Origin of the sequence: Rhizobium sp. FKY42 (assembly GCF_005222835.1) — a bacterium.
GTDB lineage: Bacteria > Pseudomonadota > Alphaproteobacteria > Rhizobiales > Rhizobiaceae > Neorhizobium.
Map to the genome: position 1 here is coordinate 1 of NZ_STGA01000018.1, position 13,432 is coordinate 13,432.

A 13,432-nucleotide genomic window follows, 5' to 3' on the forward strand; every position below is an offset into this window, starting at 1 on the left:
TTTCCTATACTTCAATCTCCTTGGGAATCCCTGAAAACAAAAGAGTTTTGCGATTTTTCAGGGCGAACTATCTCGCGTGCCATTCCGGCCTCGAGCACGAGGCCTTCGGTTGGGATGACGCCCGGATCTTCCTCATGATTTTTATAACTGGCGTCATCGCGGATACTGGCGATGAAGCGGTCGATGGCGCGGTCTCCGCCCATGAGCGCTGCGACGAGGTCTATCATCAACTCGCGATGCGCGTTCACTCGTCCTTCGAGTTCTTCCGGGGTCAAGGCAGTCATTCGCTTTCTCCTGTTTTGCGGTTTCCGTTTGAAGCCGAGATAGTGCGACGCGCGGATTTGGGAACAATGGCGCAAACGGGCGAGTTAAGCAGCCAGATAGATATTGGAGAATGAACATATGGCAGCGCGGTCTGAACCGAGGGCAATGACCCCTGGCAGAGACATCCGTGACCGCCTCAAGACGCACGGCCGCCGCCTAGATTCCCTTCGCCAAACGGGAACGAAAAACCATCTCGCGCTTTTGATTGTGCAAAGCAACAGCAGGGTGCGGTATGGACACGAAGTCACACAATTTTACGATCGAATCTGGCACATGGCTGGAACTGGGTGCCACGTTTGATGGGCGGGGAACGAATTTCGCGTTGTTTTCAGCACATGCGGAGCGCGTGGAGCTGTGCCTGTTCGACCCCACCGGCAAGACTGAAATCGCAAGGCTGACCCTGCCCGTGAACACACATGAGATCTGGCATGGCTATTTGCCCGGCCTGAAGCCGGGCCAACTCTATGGTTATCGTGTTCACGGCCCCTATGACCCGGAAAATGGCCACCGGTTCAACCCGAACAAGCTGCTGCTCGACCCCTATGCAAAGGAACTCGTCGGCACGTATGATTGGAACGACGCGCACTTTGCCTATGATATCTATCACGACGACAAGGATCTGACCTTCGACGAGCGCGACAGTGCGCCGTTTACACCGAAGTGCCGGGTGATCGATCCCTATGCCATCGACTGGGAAGGCGATAACTGCCCCAATGTTCCCTGGCCGTCCGCGATCATCTACGAGACGCATGTGAAGGGCTTCACTCAGCTCAACCCGGCGATCCCGCAGGATTTGCGCGGCACCTATGAGGGCATGGGACACAAGGCGACGGTCGAGTACATCAGGAGCCTTGGAATAACCTCCGTCGAGCTCCTGCCGGTCCATGAGTTTCCGGATGACCAGCACCTTCTCGACAGAGGCCTGAAGAACTTCTGGGGTTACAATTCGATCGGCTTCTTTGCTCCTGCTTCCCGTTACTACGGCCCGAAAGGCATACAGGGCTTCCGCGATATGGTGCGCAGCTTCCACGATGCCGGCATTGAGGTCATTCTGGATGTGGTCTACAACCATACGGCGGAAGGCAATGAACTTGGTCCGACGCTTTCCTTCAAGGGTATCGATAACTTCTCCTATTACCGCACCCTGCCAGACAATCACCGTTACTATATCAACGATACCGGCACCGGAAACACGGTGAACACCTCGCACCCGCGCGTCTTGCAGATGATCATGGATTCGCTGCGCTACTGGGTCGAGCACATGCATGTCGACGGGTTCCGCTTCGATCTCGGGACGATTCTGGGTCGCGAGCCGGAAGGTTTCGACCAGCGCGGTGGCTTTTTCGACGTTATCACTCAGTGCCCGATCCTCTCCAAGGTCAAGCTGATCGGCGAGCCGTGGGATATCGGACCCGGCGGCTATCAGGTCGGTGGCTTCCCACCCGGTTGGGCAGAATGGAACGACAAGTATCGCGATACGACGCGCGAATACTGGAAGGGCGACCAGAATACAGCGCCGGATTTTGCCGCTCGTCTGCTTGGTTCGGGTGATATCTACGATCTTAGAGGCCGCCGTCCTTGGTCGAGCGTCAACTTCCTCGCAGCGCATGACGGTTTTACGCTCAACGATCTCGTTTCCTACAACGAGAAGCACAATGACGCGAACGGCGAGGACAATAACGATGGCCACAACGACAACCGCAGCTACAACTACGGTGCGGAAGGCCCAACGGAAGACGAGGGCATCAATGCCGTTCGCGAGCGTCAGAAGCGCAACTTCCTCGCAACGTTGCTGCTGTCCCATGGAACGCCGATGCTGCTGGCGGGTGACGAATTCGGCCGAAGCCAGATGGGCAACAACAACGGCTATTGCCAGGACAGCGAAATCTCCTGGCTGCAATGGGAGGGACTGCCGGACACGAACGAGGCCCTTCGCAAGTTCACGAAGCAGATCATCGCGCTTCGCCACAGGCAGCCGATCTTCCGCCGCGAAAGCTGGCGCGACGGAATGGAGGTGAACTGGTTCAACGCAGGCGGGGGCTATCAGCAGCCGGAGCAATGGCTGGAGGGCAGCACGCTTGGCTTGCATCTTGGACGTCGCGATCTCGAAGGTCAGCCGGGCATCTGGTCCGACGTCTTGATGCTGTTCAACCCGTTCGAAGGTACAGTGCCGTTCAAAATCCCGCCGCTCAACAAGGGGTGCTGGATTCTGGAGCTTACCACAGCCGATCCGTCTATCCGTGGTCAGGAGATCGATCAGGAAGAGGATTATGAGCTGGAAGGCCGAAGCCTTGCCGTGTTCCGACGCGGCTGAGTGACGCGCCAAGTGTCGAAAGGCCGGACTTGCCCCGGCCTTTTGCTGAAGGGTTTTAGAGTGGAGCCAATAAAAAAGCTGGCATCGCGCCAGCTTTTTACACGCCATCAGACAGGGGTCATCGATATCGACGCTGATCTGTCGTCTCCTGCCGTCGAACCAGCAGGTTGTTGTAAATGGCTGCGTATTTCTCAGCGCTCCGTTCCCATGAGAAATGCGTCTTCATGCCCTGATGCTGCAACCGCGCCCAGCTGCGGGTATCGCCATAGGTGTCCAGCGCACGCCGCAGAGCCAATCGCAGGCCATCGGTATTGACCGGATGGAACTGGAAGCCGGTCGCAACGCGCGCCGACATGGCGGCGTCGTTTGCATCGATGATCGTCTCCGATAGCCCGCCGGTGCGGGAAACGACCGGCACGCTGCCGTAGCGAAGCGCGTAAAGCTGCGTCAGGCCACAAGGTTCAAACCGGGATGGCTGAACGATAGCATCCGACCCACCCTGAATAAGATGGGCTGTCGGCTCGTCATAGCCCGTATGGACAGCCATCCTTCCCGGAAAGCGGTCTGCCGTGCGCTTCAGAATGCGTTCGATTTCGTGATCGCCCTGGCCGAAAACGACGATCCTGCCGCCCCGGTACAGCACTTCGTCCGCTGCTTCCGCGAACATGTCCATGCCTTTTTGCCAGGTTAACCGGGTTATAGCCGAGAAAACAGGCCCGTCGCCCTGTTCCAGTCCAAATCGCTCCAGAAGCGGTGCCCGGTTCTCGCGTTTACGCTTCAGGCTGGTGGAATCGAAGTTCCTCGGCAGAAACGGATCCGTTGAAGGGTTCCAGACATCCATGTCGATGCCATTCACAATGCCACGCAAGGACATCACGCGCTGATTGAGCACGCCATCCAGACCCATGCCGAAGCGGCTGGTCAGAATTTCCCTGGCATAGGTGGGACTGACGGTCGTAATCATGTCCGAGGTTTGCAGTCCACCCTTGAGATAGCTGATATCGCCGAAATATTCGAGGCAATTGGTGTTGAACAGATGGTGCGGCAAACCAAGCGCCGGAAAACGATCGGCACCATACTGACCCTGAAAAGCGAGATTGTGGATCGTCAGAACCACCGGAACATCACATCCGGCCTCCCGCATGTAGACAGAGGTCAGCGCGCTCTGCCAGTCGTGCGTATGTACAAGATCGGGTTGCCAGCCCGGAAGTGCGCCATTGGCCACCTCCGCTGCTGCCCTGGACAGGACTGCAAATCGCAACCAGTTGTCGTGATGGTCTTCCCCCGCTGCGTTGATATAGGGACCGCCGTCACGATCATAGAGAGCAGGACAGTCGAGGATAAGAAGGTCCAGACCTTCATGCTCAGCGCGAAACAGCGTTGCGCGCTGCCCAAGCAGATCCTCAAAGCTCATCAGCGGAAGGAGGTCCGGCAGCTTGGCAAGGACGGAAGGGTAGCCGGGAAGCATTGTTGTCGTCTGTATTGCGCAGTTTGCCAAAGCTTTGGGAAGGGAACCCGTTACGTCCGCCAGACCCCCGGTCTTGACAAGGGGGTACATTTCGGACGTCACGGAAAGCACTTTCATCGGCCCCAATTCTTTCATCCTTGCGCGGGAATGCCCCGACTTTTCAACGATTTCATCGCGCCTAAATCTGCTCTCGAAGTTTACGGGCGCGTTCATCATATCGATATCCTTCCTTCACCCATCGGTCGGTTCGCACGAATGCTTCCATACGGCCGAACCGCGCAAAATGAAGCCGCGTTCCAAAGGCGTGAGAAAATTAGAATGAGTTTCGACGCGCGCATTTCGATTGATAAGCCCAGATGCAATACGGGGTCGTCCGCCGCAACGCGTGCGACGGGACAAAGATGTAAACGGGGAGCAGCCGGCCTGTGCTAAAATCAGGCGGGTTGGGATTTGCGCGATTTTCGAGCCGGGTTCGCGTTGGCTGCCGGCTTTGCGGGGGCGATGTTGGACCCCGCCTTTGCTTCTGCCTTCTTCGGGGAAACTCGTTTTTTCTCGACAGGCTTGGCTTCATCTGCCTTGCCTGCATCGGAATTCTTCACTGCAGCTTTTTCCGCGCGAGGCTTGCCTGCATTACTCTTCGACGAGGACGGCTCCTCTCCAGCGGAACTGGCGCTTGCCTTACGCTTTGCAGGCGCCTTTCCATTGCTTTTTGCGCGAGCCTCGTATTCCGCGCTGGCTTGTGCCCAATGCTCGTCATGCTTTCCATGGGGTTGGCCGTCGGCCTCCCACAACTCGTATGCACGCTGCTTTATCCAACTTTCGGAGTCCGCCATATTCCTCTCCATTCGCCCAACACAGGTAACGTTAGCAAAATCGAATAGGTTCCACGTCCAAGTTGATTTTGTGCACTGCATCGAAAACTGGCAAGGCTAAAAATTAATTTTTTAGAAAGCGGGAACCTAGGCGGATCTCGGCAGTTTCGAAGCCGAGCTTGGGAGGGCTCAATCGATGGAAAAATGTTTTGATATCATTCCGCATTCCTCGGGCTGGATCTATGTGCTCGACGGGAAGGCTTCTGCTTCCTATCCATCTTATTCGCTTGCACTCAGAGCTGCACGCCTCCATGCCCTGCGCGAAACCGACACGCTACGCCGCATTGTCTTCCGCCGCCAGGAACTCAACGGTCAGATGACTGCAGTCAAGCCGGAAGGGCCTCGTCCATCGTTCTGAGAAAGGAGAAGGCTTTGGGCCGACCGGTCTGGCCGGCCCAAGTAAAGGTTAGGCTGCTTTCTTTGCAGCGGAGTTCAACGTGGTCTGTGCAAGTTTGCTCAGCTTTTCGTCCGTCGCACTTTCTTCCTTCAGAGTTTCGGAAAGCAACTGCGCGGCTTCATCAAGGCCAAGCTGTTTTGCCCAGGCACAGAGGGTGCCGTAGCGCGCAATCTCGTAGTGCTCCACTGCCTGGGCAGCTGCCAGAAGTCCCGCATCCAATGCAGGGGTCCCCTTGAACTCTTCAAGAATTTCTTCGCCCTCGGAAATGATGCCTTCGATTGCATCGCAGGTCTTGCCGCGTGGCCGCTTCCCGATCAGTTCAAACACCTGTTGAAGGCGCTCGATCTGGCCATCGGTTTCCTCTTTGTGATCGAGGAAGGCCTGTTTCAATTGCGCGTTCTGGGCGCCGCGTGCCATCTTTGGAAGGGTCTTCGAGATTTTTCGCTCGGCATAGTAGATGTCTTTCAGTGTTTCATGAAAGAGGTCGTCAAGCGTCTTCGTTGCCATGTGTTTCTCTCCGCTCGTGGTTGTGGGTGCCTTAAAGCTTGCGGCCTCCTAACAGGCTGAAGCAGGCCAGGTTCCACGGATTGGGAGAGAATCTTCTCAGTTGACGACAGACGAGGGATTATCAAGCCGATCTATCGAGCAGATCAAAGCATCATCAGTCTTTGTCATCGAGCTTTTGCGTCAGCGCACGTTGCAATTCGAGCGCCAGGTCCATCAGTCGCTCCGGCACAGGCTCCTTTTCGATCTCAGTCAAAAGGTCGGCGATCTTCGGCCCGACTGTTCGCAGACGCTGCGCTTCATCCTGATTGGTATTGCCTGCCACTTTCTTCATCCTGACCTCTCGGCTTACCAGCAAGAGATTATCAGTGATCTCTTAAGCAAGAGGCAAAGTCCCGATCCTGCATCCTTGTCAAGGTTGTGCAGTGCACAGACAGACGCCCGCTGACGTATATGGCAGCGGGCGTTGCAGGGAAGTATTGATTTATGACCGGATCATTCAGTGGGTCCGGTCGCGACCCGGAATGGACGTAATGGTAGCTGAAACAGGGTCGCTTGCCGGGAATGTGTCTTCCAGGCCTTCGTTCAGCTGCTCTTCCTGGGCTGCCTTGGAGGGGCGATTATCTGTCGCCATGGTCGAGGATTGAGCCTCTTTCCGCTCTCCTTCGACCATTTTGTCCGGCAGGGCGTCGCTTTCGACGATCTGGCTCAGAAATTCCTTTGCCTTCGAGACCGCGTTGTTACGGTTGATTCCAGCAGTATCCGAGCGAAGGGTTACCGAGACAACGTCACCGTTATCTTCGACAAACTCAACCGTATATCCGGCATTGCCGCTGCCTTCTGCGATAACCTGAGTGCCAACGATGCTCATTTTCTCCGCCTTTCCGTGAAACAGATTTCGTGTATTGGACCTGCCTCGCAAACGGATAGTCCTGTTTATTTGTTCCGTCGGTGAGATGACAGGCCGTAACACACGGAACCGAAGGCCATCACGGCGGTTAATGTCGCGAGCGCACTTCTCCGGCTGCTGCCATAACCGCCTGCCAGTCTGTACCTTCGCCGGGATTCAGATCAATGATCACCATGTCGGGGCGCTCCCAATCCGAAACGCTGGAACCCCACGGGTGAATTTCGAGCGTGCCGCCCTGCACAAGACCGAGCAGTCCGTCGCCGTGCGGTCGAATGAGCAGCGTCCGCAGGCGCCGAAACAGCACCGTGCGTGCGAGCGCTGCCACGACTTCTTCTCCTTCAGAACGCCAGTTCAACCGCAAAGAGCGGCTTTGGTTTCATCAGAGCGCGAGCCTTATCAAGCCAAGTTTTTGTACGGTTTCGGACAACCTGAGATATGATCATTTTAGCGGAACAAAATACAATGATGCGACTTGTCCCACCGCCACCCCACCAGGCTTTGGAGAGGTTTCAAACGGTGTCCGAAAAACAGCTGAGTCGCGATCCTGCTCGCGCAGATATTGTCAGGCTCATTCCAGCGCTGCGCGCCTTTGCGCGCACATTCTGCCGCAATCCCACGGATGCGGACGATCTTGTGCAGGAAACGCTGATGAAGGCACTCGCCAATCTCGAGAAGTTTGAACCGGGCACCAAGCTGAAATCCTGGCTTTTCACCATTATGCGAAACACGTTCTACACCCGCTCCAAGGTGCTGGGTCGGGAAGCACCGGGATTGGAAGAATGTGTGTCGGGCGATAGTCCTATGGAAGCGACCCAGGAGGTGCAGACACGTGCACGCGAGGTACAGCGTGCCTTGGCGAAGCTTCCTCCGCACTACCGCGAAGTGCTGACGCTCGTTGCGATCCTGGGGGAAAGCTACGAGTCCGCTGCCGAAATCTGCAATGTCGCCGTGGGAACGGTCAAAAGCCGGCTGAACCGGGCGCGCCACCAGATCCTGCTGGAACTGGGCGAGGACGATTAGCGGAAAATCTCCCTTAACCGTAGTCATCTTTGAAAAATTCGGGAACCTTTTGGCGTGAGGTGAAGTTCACCGGGCGCGGGAGGTCGTTCGGCCTCATTTCTCTGCACCTTTTTTCAAGGATTTCGTTATGCCTGTTACGATCACAGCGGTCCTGTTCACATTGATCGGGATCGCGCTGGCGGCTGGCGGCGCGCAACTGCTGATGCTGGGAGGCAGTGCCTACTACCTCATTACCGGTATCGCCTTCATTGTTACCGCCATCCTGCTATTTCTTCGCCGCGCAGAAGCCTTGTGGCTCTACGCCCTCATCATTCTCGGTTCTCTGGGCTGGGCACTTCTCGAAGTCGGCCTTGACTGGTGGCAGCTGGGTCCGCGTGGCGGCGTGATCATCGTGGCTGGGATGTGGCTGCTCACGCCATGGATCCGCAAGCCCCTTGGCTTTGTGAGCCCGAATACCGGTCACCGCTACAGTGCCGGTGCCACACCCCTTGCCGCATCGGTCGGCCTTGCGGTTCTCATTGCAATCATCTCCATGTTTGTGAACAGCAACGATCTTTCCGGCAACTTGCCGACAGACAAGATTGCGGCGGCTCCGGCGCTGGGTGGCAATGTGCCTGCGGGCGAATGGCACCAGTATGGTCGGACGCCCTACGGGCAGCGGTACTCTCCTCTGGACCAGATCAACGTTCAAAACGTCTCCGATCTTCAGGAGGTCTGGCGCTACCAGACGGGTGACGTCAAGCTTCCTGAGGATGTGGGGGAGACGACCTATCAGGTGACCCCACTCAAGATTGGCAATTCGCTCTATCTCTGCACGCCGCACAACTGGGCGATCGCGCTTGATGCGACGACCGGCAAACAGAAATGGAAGTATGACCCCAATGTCGGTTTGAACCCCGACCGCCAGCATCAGACCTGCCGCGGCGTGACCTATTACAAGGATCCGCAGATCGCTGCCGGGCAACCTTGTGCCGAACGCGTCTATCTCCCCACATCAGATGCGCGGCTGATTGCACTGGACGCAGCGAATGGACAGGTTTGCCGTTTCTTTGCGGAGAATGGTGTCCTGCGACTGGAGCAGAAGATGCCGCATAATCCGGCGGGCTACTACTATTCCACATCGCCGCCGGTCATCGCAGCAGGCAAGATCATCATCGGCGGTGCGGTCAACGACAATTATTCGACGCAAGAACAGTCCGGCGTCATCCGCGCTTTCGACGTCAACAGCGGCGCTCTGGTGTGGAACTGGGATTCCGGCAATCCGACGCAGACCCAGCCTTTGCCAGAAGGGCAGAAATATACGACCAATTCGCCCAATAGCTGGTCGGTGTTCAGCGTGGATGAGGAACTGGGGCTCGTCTACATTCCCCTTGGCAATCAGGTTCCCGACCAACTCGGCATGAACCGCTCCGAGAGCGTCGAGAAATATTCGGCGGGCATTGTCGCGCTGGATATCAACACCGGTGCCGACCGCTGGATGCGTCAGTTCGTTCATCACGATCTCTGGGACATGGACGTGCCAGCCCAGCCGGTTCTGATGAACCTCAGCAAGCCGGATGGCGCCATGGTGCCAGCACTGGTTGGGCCGACGAAGCAGGGCGATATCTACGTTCTCGATCGCCGCAATGGCGAGCCGATCCTGCCGGTTACGGAGCAGCCAGCACCGGGCGGCGCGATTCCAGAAGATCGCACGGCGCCGACGCAGCCGATTTCCGCGCTCAATTTCCGCCCGCCAACGCTGCAGGGCAAGGATATGTGGGGCGTCACCATGTTCGACCAGATGGTGTGCCGTATCCGGTTGAAGCAATTGAAGTATGACGGCCAGTATACGCCGCCTTCCTTGCAGGGAACGCTGGTCTATCCCGGCAATTTCGGCACCTTCAACTGGGGTTCGGTTGCGGTCGATCCGGAACGCATGGTGATGTTCGGCATGCCGACATACCTTGCTTTCACCTCGCAGCTCGTCCCACGTTCAGAGGTTCCACCGAAGGGTCAGGACGAGAAGGGTTCCGAACAGGGATTGAACCGCAATGATGGCGCTCCCTACGCTGTGCGCATGGGACCCTTCCTCGGTCCGCTTGGCATTCCCTGCCAGGCTCCGCCATGGGGCTATGTTACAGGCGCCGATCTGCGCACTGGCAAGATTGCCTACAAGCACAAGAACGGCACCGTGTATGACATGACGCCGCTTCCATTGCCCTTCAAGGTCGGTGTTCCGGGCATTGGTGGACCCATGATCACAAAGGGCGGCATCGCCTTCCTCGGTGCTGCGGTTGATAACTACCTACGCGCCTATAACCTCACGACAGGTGAACACTTGTGGGAAACGCGTCTGCCAGCAGGCGGTCAGGCAACACCCATGACCTATTCCGTCGACGACGGCCGCCAGTTCGTCGTGATGGTTGCCGGTGGCCACGGTTCGATCGGCACCAAGCCGGGCGATTATGTGATCGCCTACAGCCTGCCGCGACAGCGCCAATAACAACAAAAGCCCGCGACGATCGATTTCGTCGCGGGCTTTTTGATTCAGCCGATCTTGTTTTTAGTCCGTCTGTTCCGACACGAGTTTGTTGACGACGTCGGTTACGCCTCGGACGGAGCGGGCAACCTCTTCGGCGCGCTTTATCTGATTGTCGAGGAGCACGCGCCCCATCAAGGTGGCCGTTCCATCTTTGGTTGTGATAGAGATGTCTGCCGCATCCAGTCCACCTGCTTCAGCAAGCGCTGCCGCCACCTGCGCTTCAACCGCTGCTTCCGTCGGAAATTCGGTTACGACGGTCGGCGCTTTTTCATGAAAGGTCTGGGGTTTGAACACCACTTCTCTGCTCCGCGGTTCGAGTGTCAAAACTCAAACGCGCAAAAGAGCTCAAGGTTCAAGACTGCGAGAAGACGTTCGCGATGGCCGTTTGCAATTCGTTCTGTGTGAAAGGCTTGTTGAGATGGGGTCGCGACGGAAATTGTCCCGTCGGCAGTTCAGAATAGCCCGTTGCCAGGATAACAGGAACGCCCGGATGGGCTGCCTGTACCCGATCCGCCAGTTCCACGCCGGTCATCATCGGCATTGACTGGTCGGTTATGACCATATCGATATCTCGTCGCGACTGAAGCACCTTCAGCGCTTCAGGGCCGTTGAAGGCCTCAATAACGATGTGGCCCAGATCTTCCAGCATCATGGTGGTGTTCATCAGAACGAGAGCATCGTCATCAACGGCGAGCACGGTGAGTTTCTTGTCGAAAGGGGCAGACATACAGTTCAGGGGCTCCTCGGTCCTCACAGAAACAGCAGTGGAAACGACGACCGGAAGAATGATTTCCGCGCGGGTTCCAAAGCCAGGCTCACTGTGAAGACGCAGGAAGCCGCCTGATTGTTCCGTCAGCGCCTGAACCATGGCCAATCCAAGGCCCGTTCCTTTGCCGATCCCTTTTGTCGTGAAGAAGGGCCTCGTTGCCTTCTGCCGCCTTCCAGCATCGCGATCTTCCGGCGTGTAGAAATTGGAGAAATGACGGTCCAGGATCTCGTCGGGGTCGTATCCCTTGAGGCGGCGCGCACCAAGGTTCCAGCTGGCGACATGCCCGTCTTCATTAAGCATGTAGATCGCATAATCGATAATGGATTCGATCAGCAGCCGATAACGATCCTGCACGTGACGGCGCACAGTGCGGCCTTCAGCCATGTTCATACTCCCACCCCGATTCGCAGCCCGAACGAACTGATAGTTTGTCGCAAAGTTCCAGAGGAGCGATGTTTGATCCGCTACTTGACCGAGATCTTACATTCGTATTATGACTGACGAAATTCAAAATTCGTCAGTCATCAGGCGGAAGTCAATGAACGATCATTCTACAGTGGCGAGCGAGACATCCCGTCAGGACAATGTCGAGCGAATCCTCGATTGCGCCGAACGGGTGTTCAAACACTACGGCTATTCCAAAACGAATGTTGCCGATATCGCCAAGGAACTGTCGATGTCGCCCGCCAACATCTACCGGTTCTTTGCGTCGAAGGCCGATATTCACCAGGCCATCGCTCGGAGAATGCTTTCGGCGCAATATGACGCGCTAGCGGAGAACGCGGGCAGCAAGGCCTCTGCCGCAGACAGATTGCGGTCGCATACGCTTCTTCAGCACCGGCTGGTGATGGAGACGATGCTTGATGAGCAGAAGGTGCACGAGATGGTGCTCGTTGCAATCGACCAGCAATGGCCAGTGATCGAAGAGCATCTGACCCGCGTTCGCGGCATCATTGAAGAAATCATCCGGGATGGCATCGACGCGGGCGAGTTCCGCCAGCAGGACGCCCGCCTTGCGGCTGAGTGCTTCATGCATGCTGGTGTTTGTCTCTGTCACCCACAACTGGTGGCAAAGACGGCGGCACCTGATGAAGTCATGACACCTGAAGCCCTGATCGAGTTCGCGATCCAGGCGCTGCGTTAAACCTGCTCCGAGCGAGCGTGGAAAAGGAACCGCACGATGTCGGTTGTGGGATTGGGGAAACTGGGTGTGGCGATGGTGGCTCTTGCGGCCATGCTGTCCGGCTGCACGGACGAAAAGAAGACTGCGGAGCAGGTCATCCGCCCGGTAAAAGTGGTTGAAGTGAAGGCCCGCCAGGAAGATCCGGTGCTGCAATATTCAGGTTCGATCCGCGCCCGAACCGAGGTGCCGCTGGGTTTCCGTGTTGATGGCAAGATCGTTGTGCGTCTCGTCGATGTCGGCCAAAGGGTCAAGGCAGGACAGCCCGTCGCCCGTATTGATGTGACCGACTATGAACTCTCGGTACGTCGGGCCGAGGCCGAACTCGCCTCCGCCGAAAAGCAGGTGGAAATCTCGCAGCTGGCCCTCAAGCGTGCGGAGACCTTGCAGAGCCAGAACATCACCTCCCAATCCTCGCTGGAGCAGGCCCAGCTTGCGTCCCGCCAAGCGATCGCCCAGAGGGATGCGGCGCAATCTTCCCTGACGCAGGCGAAAAATCGCGTTGGCTACGGTGTGCTCTCGTCCGACGTCGACGGCATTGTCACGGCCGTCAATGCCGAAGCGGGTCAGGTTGTGGCGGCCGGTACGCCGGTCATCCGTGTTGCACAGGATGGTGCCAAGGAGATCGAGGTAGCCGTTCCAGAAGCGGAAATTCGCCAGTTTTCTCCCGGCAAGTCCGTCAAGACTTCCTTCTGGGCCGATGGCGATCTGGCGCTGGAAGGCAAGGTGCGGGAAGTGGCCGGCAGTGCAGACCAGCAGTCTCGCACATTCACCGTTCGCGTCAGCCTGCCGGATAGTGCCGCGCTGCGGCTGGGCATGACGGCGACCATTGCTGCTGAGGTTTCCGGCGGCGCCCCCGGTTTCGTGCTTCCGCTCGCGGCACTGGCAAAGCAGGACGGTAAATCGATCGTCTGGCTGGTCGATCGTGCATCCTCCAAGGTTCAGCCGCACCCGGTACAGGTTGACGGATTTGCCGAAGACGGCGTGCGCATCGCCGATGGCTTGAAGGCTGGCGATCTGGTTGTCGCTGCCGGAACGCAGTTCATGCAGCCTGACCTGCAGGTCAAAATTTACGAAGGCGAAGGCCAGACAGCAGGCGGTGCAACTTCCGCAGTCGCGCCTTCCAAGTCCTGATCGATCCGGGCACAGGGGA

General features: G+C 57.3%; 14 protein-coding genes and 1 pseudogene. 6 read left to right on the forward strand and 9 right to left on the reverse strand.

What is annotated here, in order from left to right:
• Positions 1 to 11: 11 nt before the first annotated feature.
• On the reverse strand, positions 12 to 284 hold the full coding sequence (locus tag E8M78_RS07485) for a hypothetical protein (protein ID WP_137134479.1): 273 nt from the start codon (positions 282 to 284) through the stop codon (positions 12 to 14).
• A gap of 272 nt (positions 285 to 556) precedes the next feature.
• Here E8M78_RS07485 and glgX point away from each other — a divergent pair, with 272 nt between their 5' ends.
• The gene (gene glgX, locus E8M78_RS07490; protein WP_137134480.1) at positions 557 to 2,638 is read left to right on the forward strand and encodes a glycogen debranching protein GlgX; all 2,082 of its coding nucleotides are present in this window, start codon (positions 557 to 559) and stop codon (positions 2,636 to 2,638) included.
• 118 nt (positions 2,639 to 2,756) lie between these two features.
• Here the strand turns inward: glgX and glgA are convergent, their stop codons facing one another.
• Positions 2,757 to 4,223 (reverse strand): glycogen synthase GlgA, encoded by a 1,467-nt coding sequence (glgA, locus tag E8M78_RS07495; RefSeq protein WP_137134481.1) that lies wholly within the window; start codon positions 4,221 to 4,223, stop codon positions 2,757 to 2,759.
• Between the two features lie 317 nt (positions 4,224 to 4,540).
• Positions 4,541 to 4,939 (reverse strand): DUF2934 domain-containing protein, encoded by a 399-nt coding sequence (locus E8M78_RS07500; RefSeq protein ID WP_170973358.1) that lies wholly within the window; start codon positions 4,937 to 4,939, stop codon positions 4,541 to 4,543.
• A 175-nt stretch (positions 4,940 to 5,114) separates the two neighbouring features.
• Between E8M78_RS07500 and E8M78_RS07505 the strand changes: the two genes are divergently transcribed.
• On the forward strand, positions 5,115 to 5,336 hold the full coding sequence (locus E8M78_RS07505) for a hypothetical protein (RefSeq protein WP_137134483.1): 222 nt from the start codon (positions 5,115 to 5,117) through the stop codon (positions 5,334 to 5,336).
• A gap of 48 nt (positions 5,337 to 5,384) precedes the next feature.
• On the opposite strand, the gene E8M78_RS07510 is transcribed toward E8M78_RS07505, so the two are convergent.
• From E8M78_RS07510 to E8M78_RS07520, 4 genes and pseudogenes are all read right to left on the reverse strand, one after another.
• Positions 5,385 to 5,882, reverse strand: coding sequence for a ferritin-like domain-containing protein (locus E8M78_RS07510; RefSeq protein ID WP_137134484.1), 498 nt, complete (start codon positions 5,880 to 5,882; stop codon positions 5,385 to 5,387).
• Between the two features lie 154 nt (positions 5,883 to 6,036).
• The gene (locus E8M78_RS23255) at positions 6,037 to 6,213 is read right to left on the reverse strand and encodes a hypothetical protein (protein WP_170973356.1); all 177 of its coding nucleotides are present in this window, start codon (positions 6,211 to 6,213) and stop codon (positions 6,037 to 6,039) included.
• Between the two features lie 165 nt (positions 6,214 to 6,378).
• Positions 6,379 to 6,750: a hypothetical protein gene (locus tag E8M78_RS07515; RefSeq protein WP_137134485.1), complete on the reverse strand. Its 372-nt coding sequence runs from the start codon at positions 6,748 to 6,750 to the stop codon at positions 6,379 to 6,381.
• A gap of 133 nt (positions 6,751 to 6,883) precedes the next feature.
• Positions 6,884 to 7,048, reverse strand: a pseudogene (locus E8M78_RS07520) (hypothetical protein); the annotation flags it as partial.
• A 257-nt stretch (positions 7,049 to 7,305) separates the two neighbouring features.
• Here E8M78_RS07520 and E8M78_RS07525 point away from each other — a divergent pair.
• A complete protein-coding gene (locus tag E8M78_RS07525) occupies positions 7,306 to 7,809 on the forward strand; it encodes a sigma-70 family RNA polymerase sigma factor (RefSeq protein ID WP_246658261.1) in 504 nt (167 codons plus the stop codon).
• A 127-nt stretch (positions 7,810 to 7,936) separates the two neighbouring features.
• On the forward strand, positions 7,937 to 10,291 hold the full coding sequence (locus E8M78_RS07530; protein WP_137134487.1) for a glucose/quinate/shikimate family membrane-bound PQQ-dependent dehydrogenase: 2,355 nt from the start codon (positions 7,937 to 7,939) through the stop codon (positions 10,289 to 10,291).
• Between the two features lie 60 nt (positions 10,292 to 10,351).
• Here the strand turns inward: E8M78_RS07530 and E8M78_RS07535 are convergent, their stop codons facing one another.
• Both E8M78_RS07535 and E8M78_RS07540 read right to left on the reverse strand, forming a co-directional pair.
• Entirely contained in the window at positions 10,352 to 10,627 is a 276-nt protein-coding gene (locus E8M78_RS07535; protein ID WP_137134488.1) for a BON domain-containing protein, read from the reverse strand.
• A gap of 55 nt (positions 10,628 to 10,682) precedes the next feature.
• The gene (locus tag E8M78_RS07540; RefSeq protein ID WP_170973359.1) at positions 10,683 to 11,483 is read right to left on the reverse strand and encodes a response regulator; all 801 of its coding nucleotides are present in this window, start codon (positions 11,481 to 11,483) and stop codon (positions 10,683 to 10,685) included.
• A 154-nt stretch (positions 11,484 to 11,637) separates the two neighbouring features.
• On the opposite strand from E8M78_RS07540, the gene E8M78_RS07545 reads away from it, so the two are divergent.
• Positions 11,638 to 12,243 (forward strand): TetR family transcriptional regulator, encoded by a 606-nt coding sequence (locus E8M78_RS07545; RefSeq protein ID WP_137134490.1) that lies wholly within the window; start codon positions 11,638 to 11,640, stop codon positions 12,241 to 12,243.
• A 36-nt stretch (positions 12,244 to 12,279) separates the two neighbouring features.
• Positions 12,280 to 13,413: an efflux RND transporter periplasmic adaptor subunit gene (locus tag E8M78_RS07550; RefSeq protein WP_137134491.1), complete on the forward strand. Its 1,134-nt coding sequence runs from the start codon at positions 12,280 to 12,282 to the stop codon at positions 13,411 to 13,413.
• Positions 13,414 to 13,432: the final 19 nt, after the last annotated feature.

What these genes read in the sequence shown, in the direction of transcription:
- glgX (WP_137134480.1), top strand. Translation starts at nt 557, where the DNA reads ATGGACACGAAGTCACACAATTTTACGATCGAATCTGGCACATGGCTG.
- E8M78_RS23255 (WP_170973356.1), bottom strand. Translation starts at nt 6,213, where the DNA reads ATGAAGAAAGTGGCAGGCAATACCAATCAGGATGAAGCGCAGCGTCTG.
- E8M78_RS07500 (WP_170973358.1), bottom strand. Translation starts at nt 4,939, where the DNA reads ATGGCGGACTCCGAAAGTTGGATAAAGCAGCGTGCATACGAGTTGTGG.
- E8M78_RS07540 (WP_170973359.1), bottom strand. Translation starts at nt 11,483, where the DNA reads ATGGCTGAAGGCCGCACTGTGCGCCGTCACGTGCAGGATCGTTATCGG.
- E8M78_RS07545 (WP_137134490.1), top strand. Translation starts at nt 11,638, where the DNA reads ATGAACGATCATTCTACAGTGGCGAGCGAGACATCCCGTCAGGACAAT.
- E8M78_RS07530 (WP_137134487.1), top strand. Translation starts at nt 7,937, where the DNA reads ATGCCTGTTACGATCACAGCGGTCCTGTTCACATTGATCGGGATCGCG.
- E8M78_RS07515 (WP_137134485.1), bottom strand. Translation starts at nt 6,750, where the DNA reads ATGAGCATCGTTGGCACTCAGGTTATCGCAGAAGGCAGCGGCAATGCC.
- glgA (WP_137134481.1), bottom strand. Translation starts at nt 4,223, where the DNA reads ATGAAAGTGCTTTCCGTGACGTCCGAAATGTACCCCCTTGTCAAGACC.
- E8M78_RS07505 (WP_137134483.1), top strand. Translation starts at nt 5,115, where the DNA reads ATGGAAAAATGTTTTGATATCATTCCGCATTCCTCGGGCTGGATCTAT.
- E8M78_RS07485 (WP_137134479.1), bottom strand. Translation starts at nt 284, where the DNA reads ATGACTGCCTTGACCCCGGAAGAACTCGAAGGACGAGTGAACGCGCAT.
- E8M78_RS07550 (WP_137134491.1), top strand. Translation starts at nt 12,280, where the DNA reads ATGTCGGTTGTGGGATTGGGGAAACTGGGTGTGGCGATGGTGGCTCTT.
- E8M78_RS07510 (WP_137134484.1), bottom strand. Translation starts at nt 5,882, where the DNA reads ATGGCAACGAAGACGCTTGACGACCTCTTTCATGAAACACTGAAAGAC.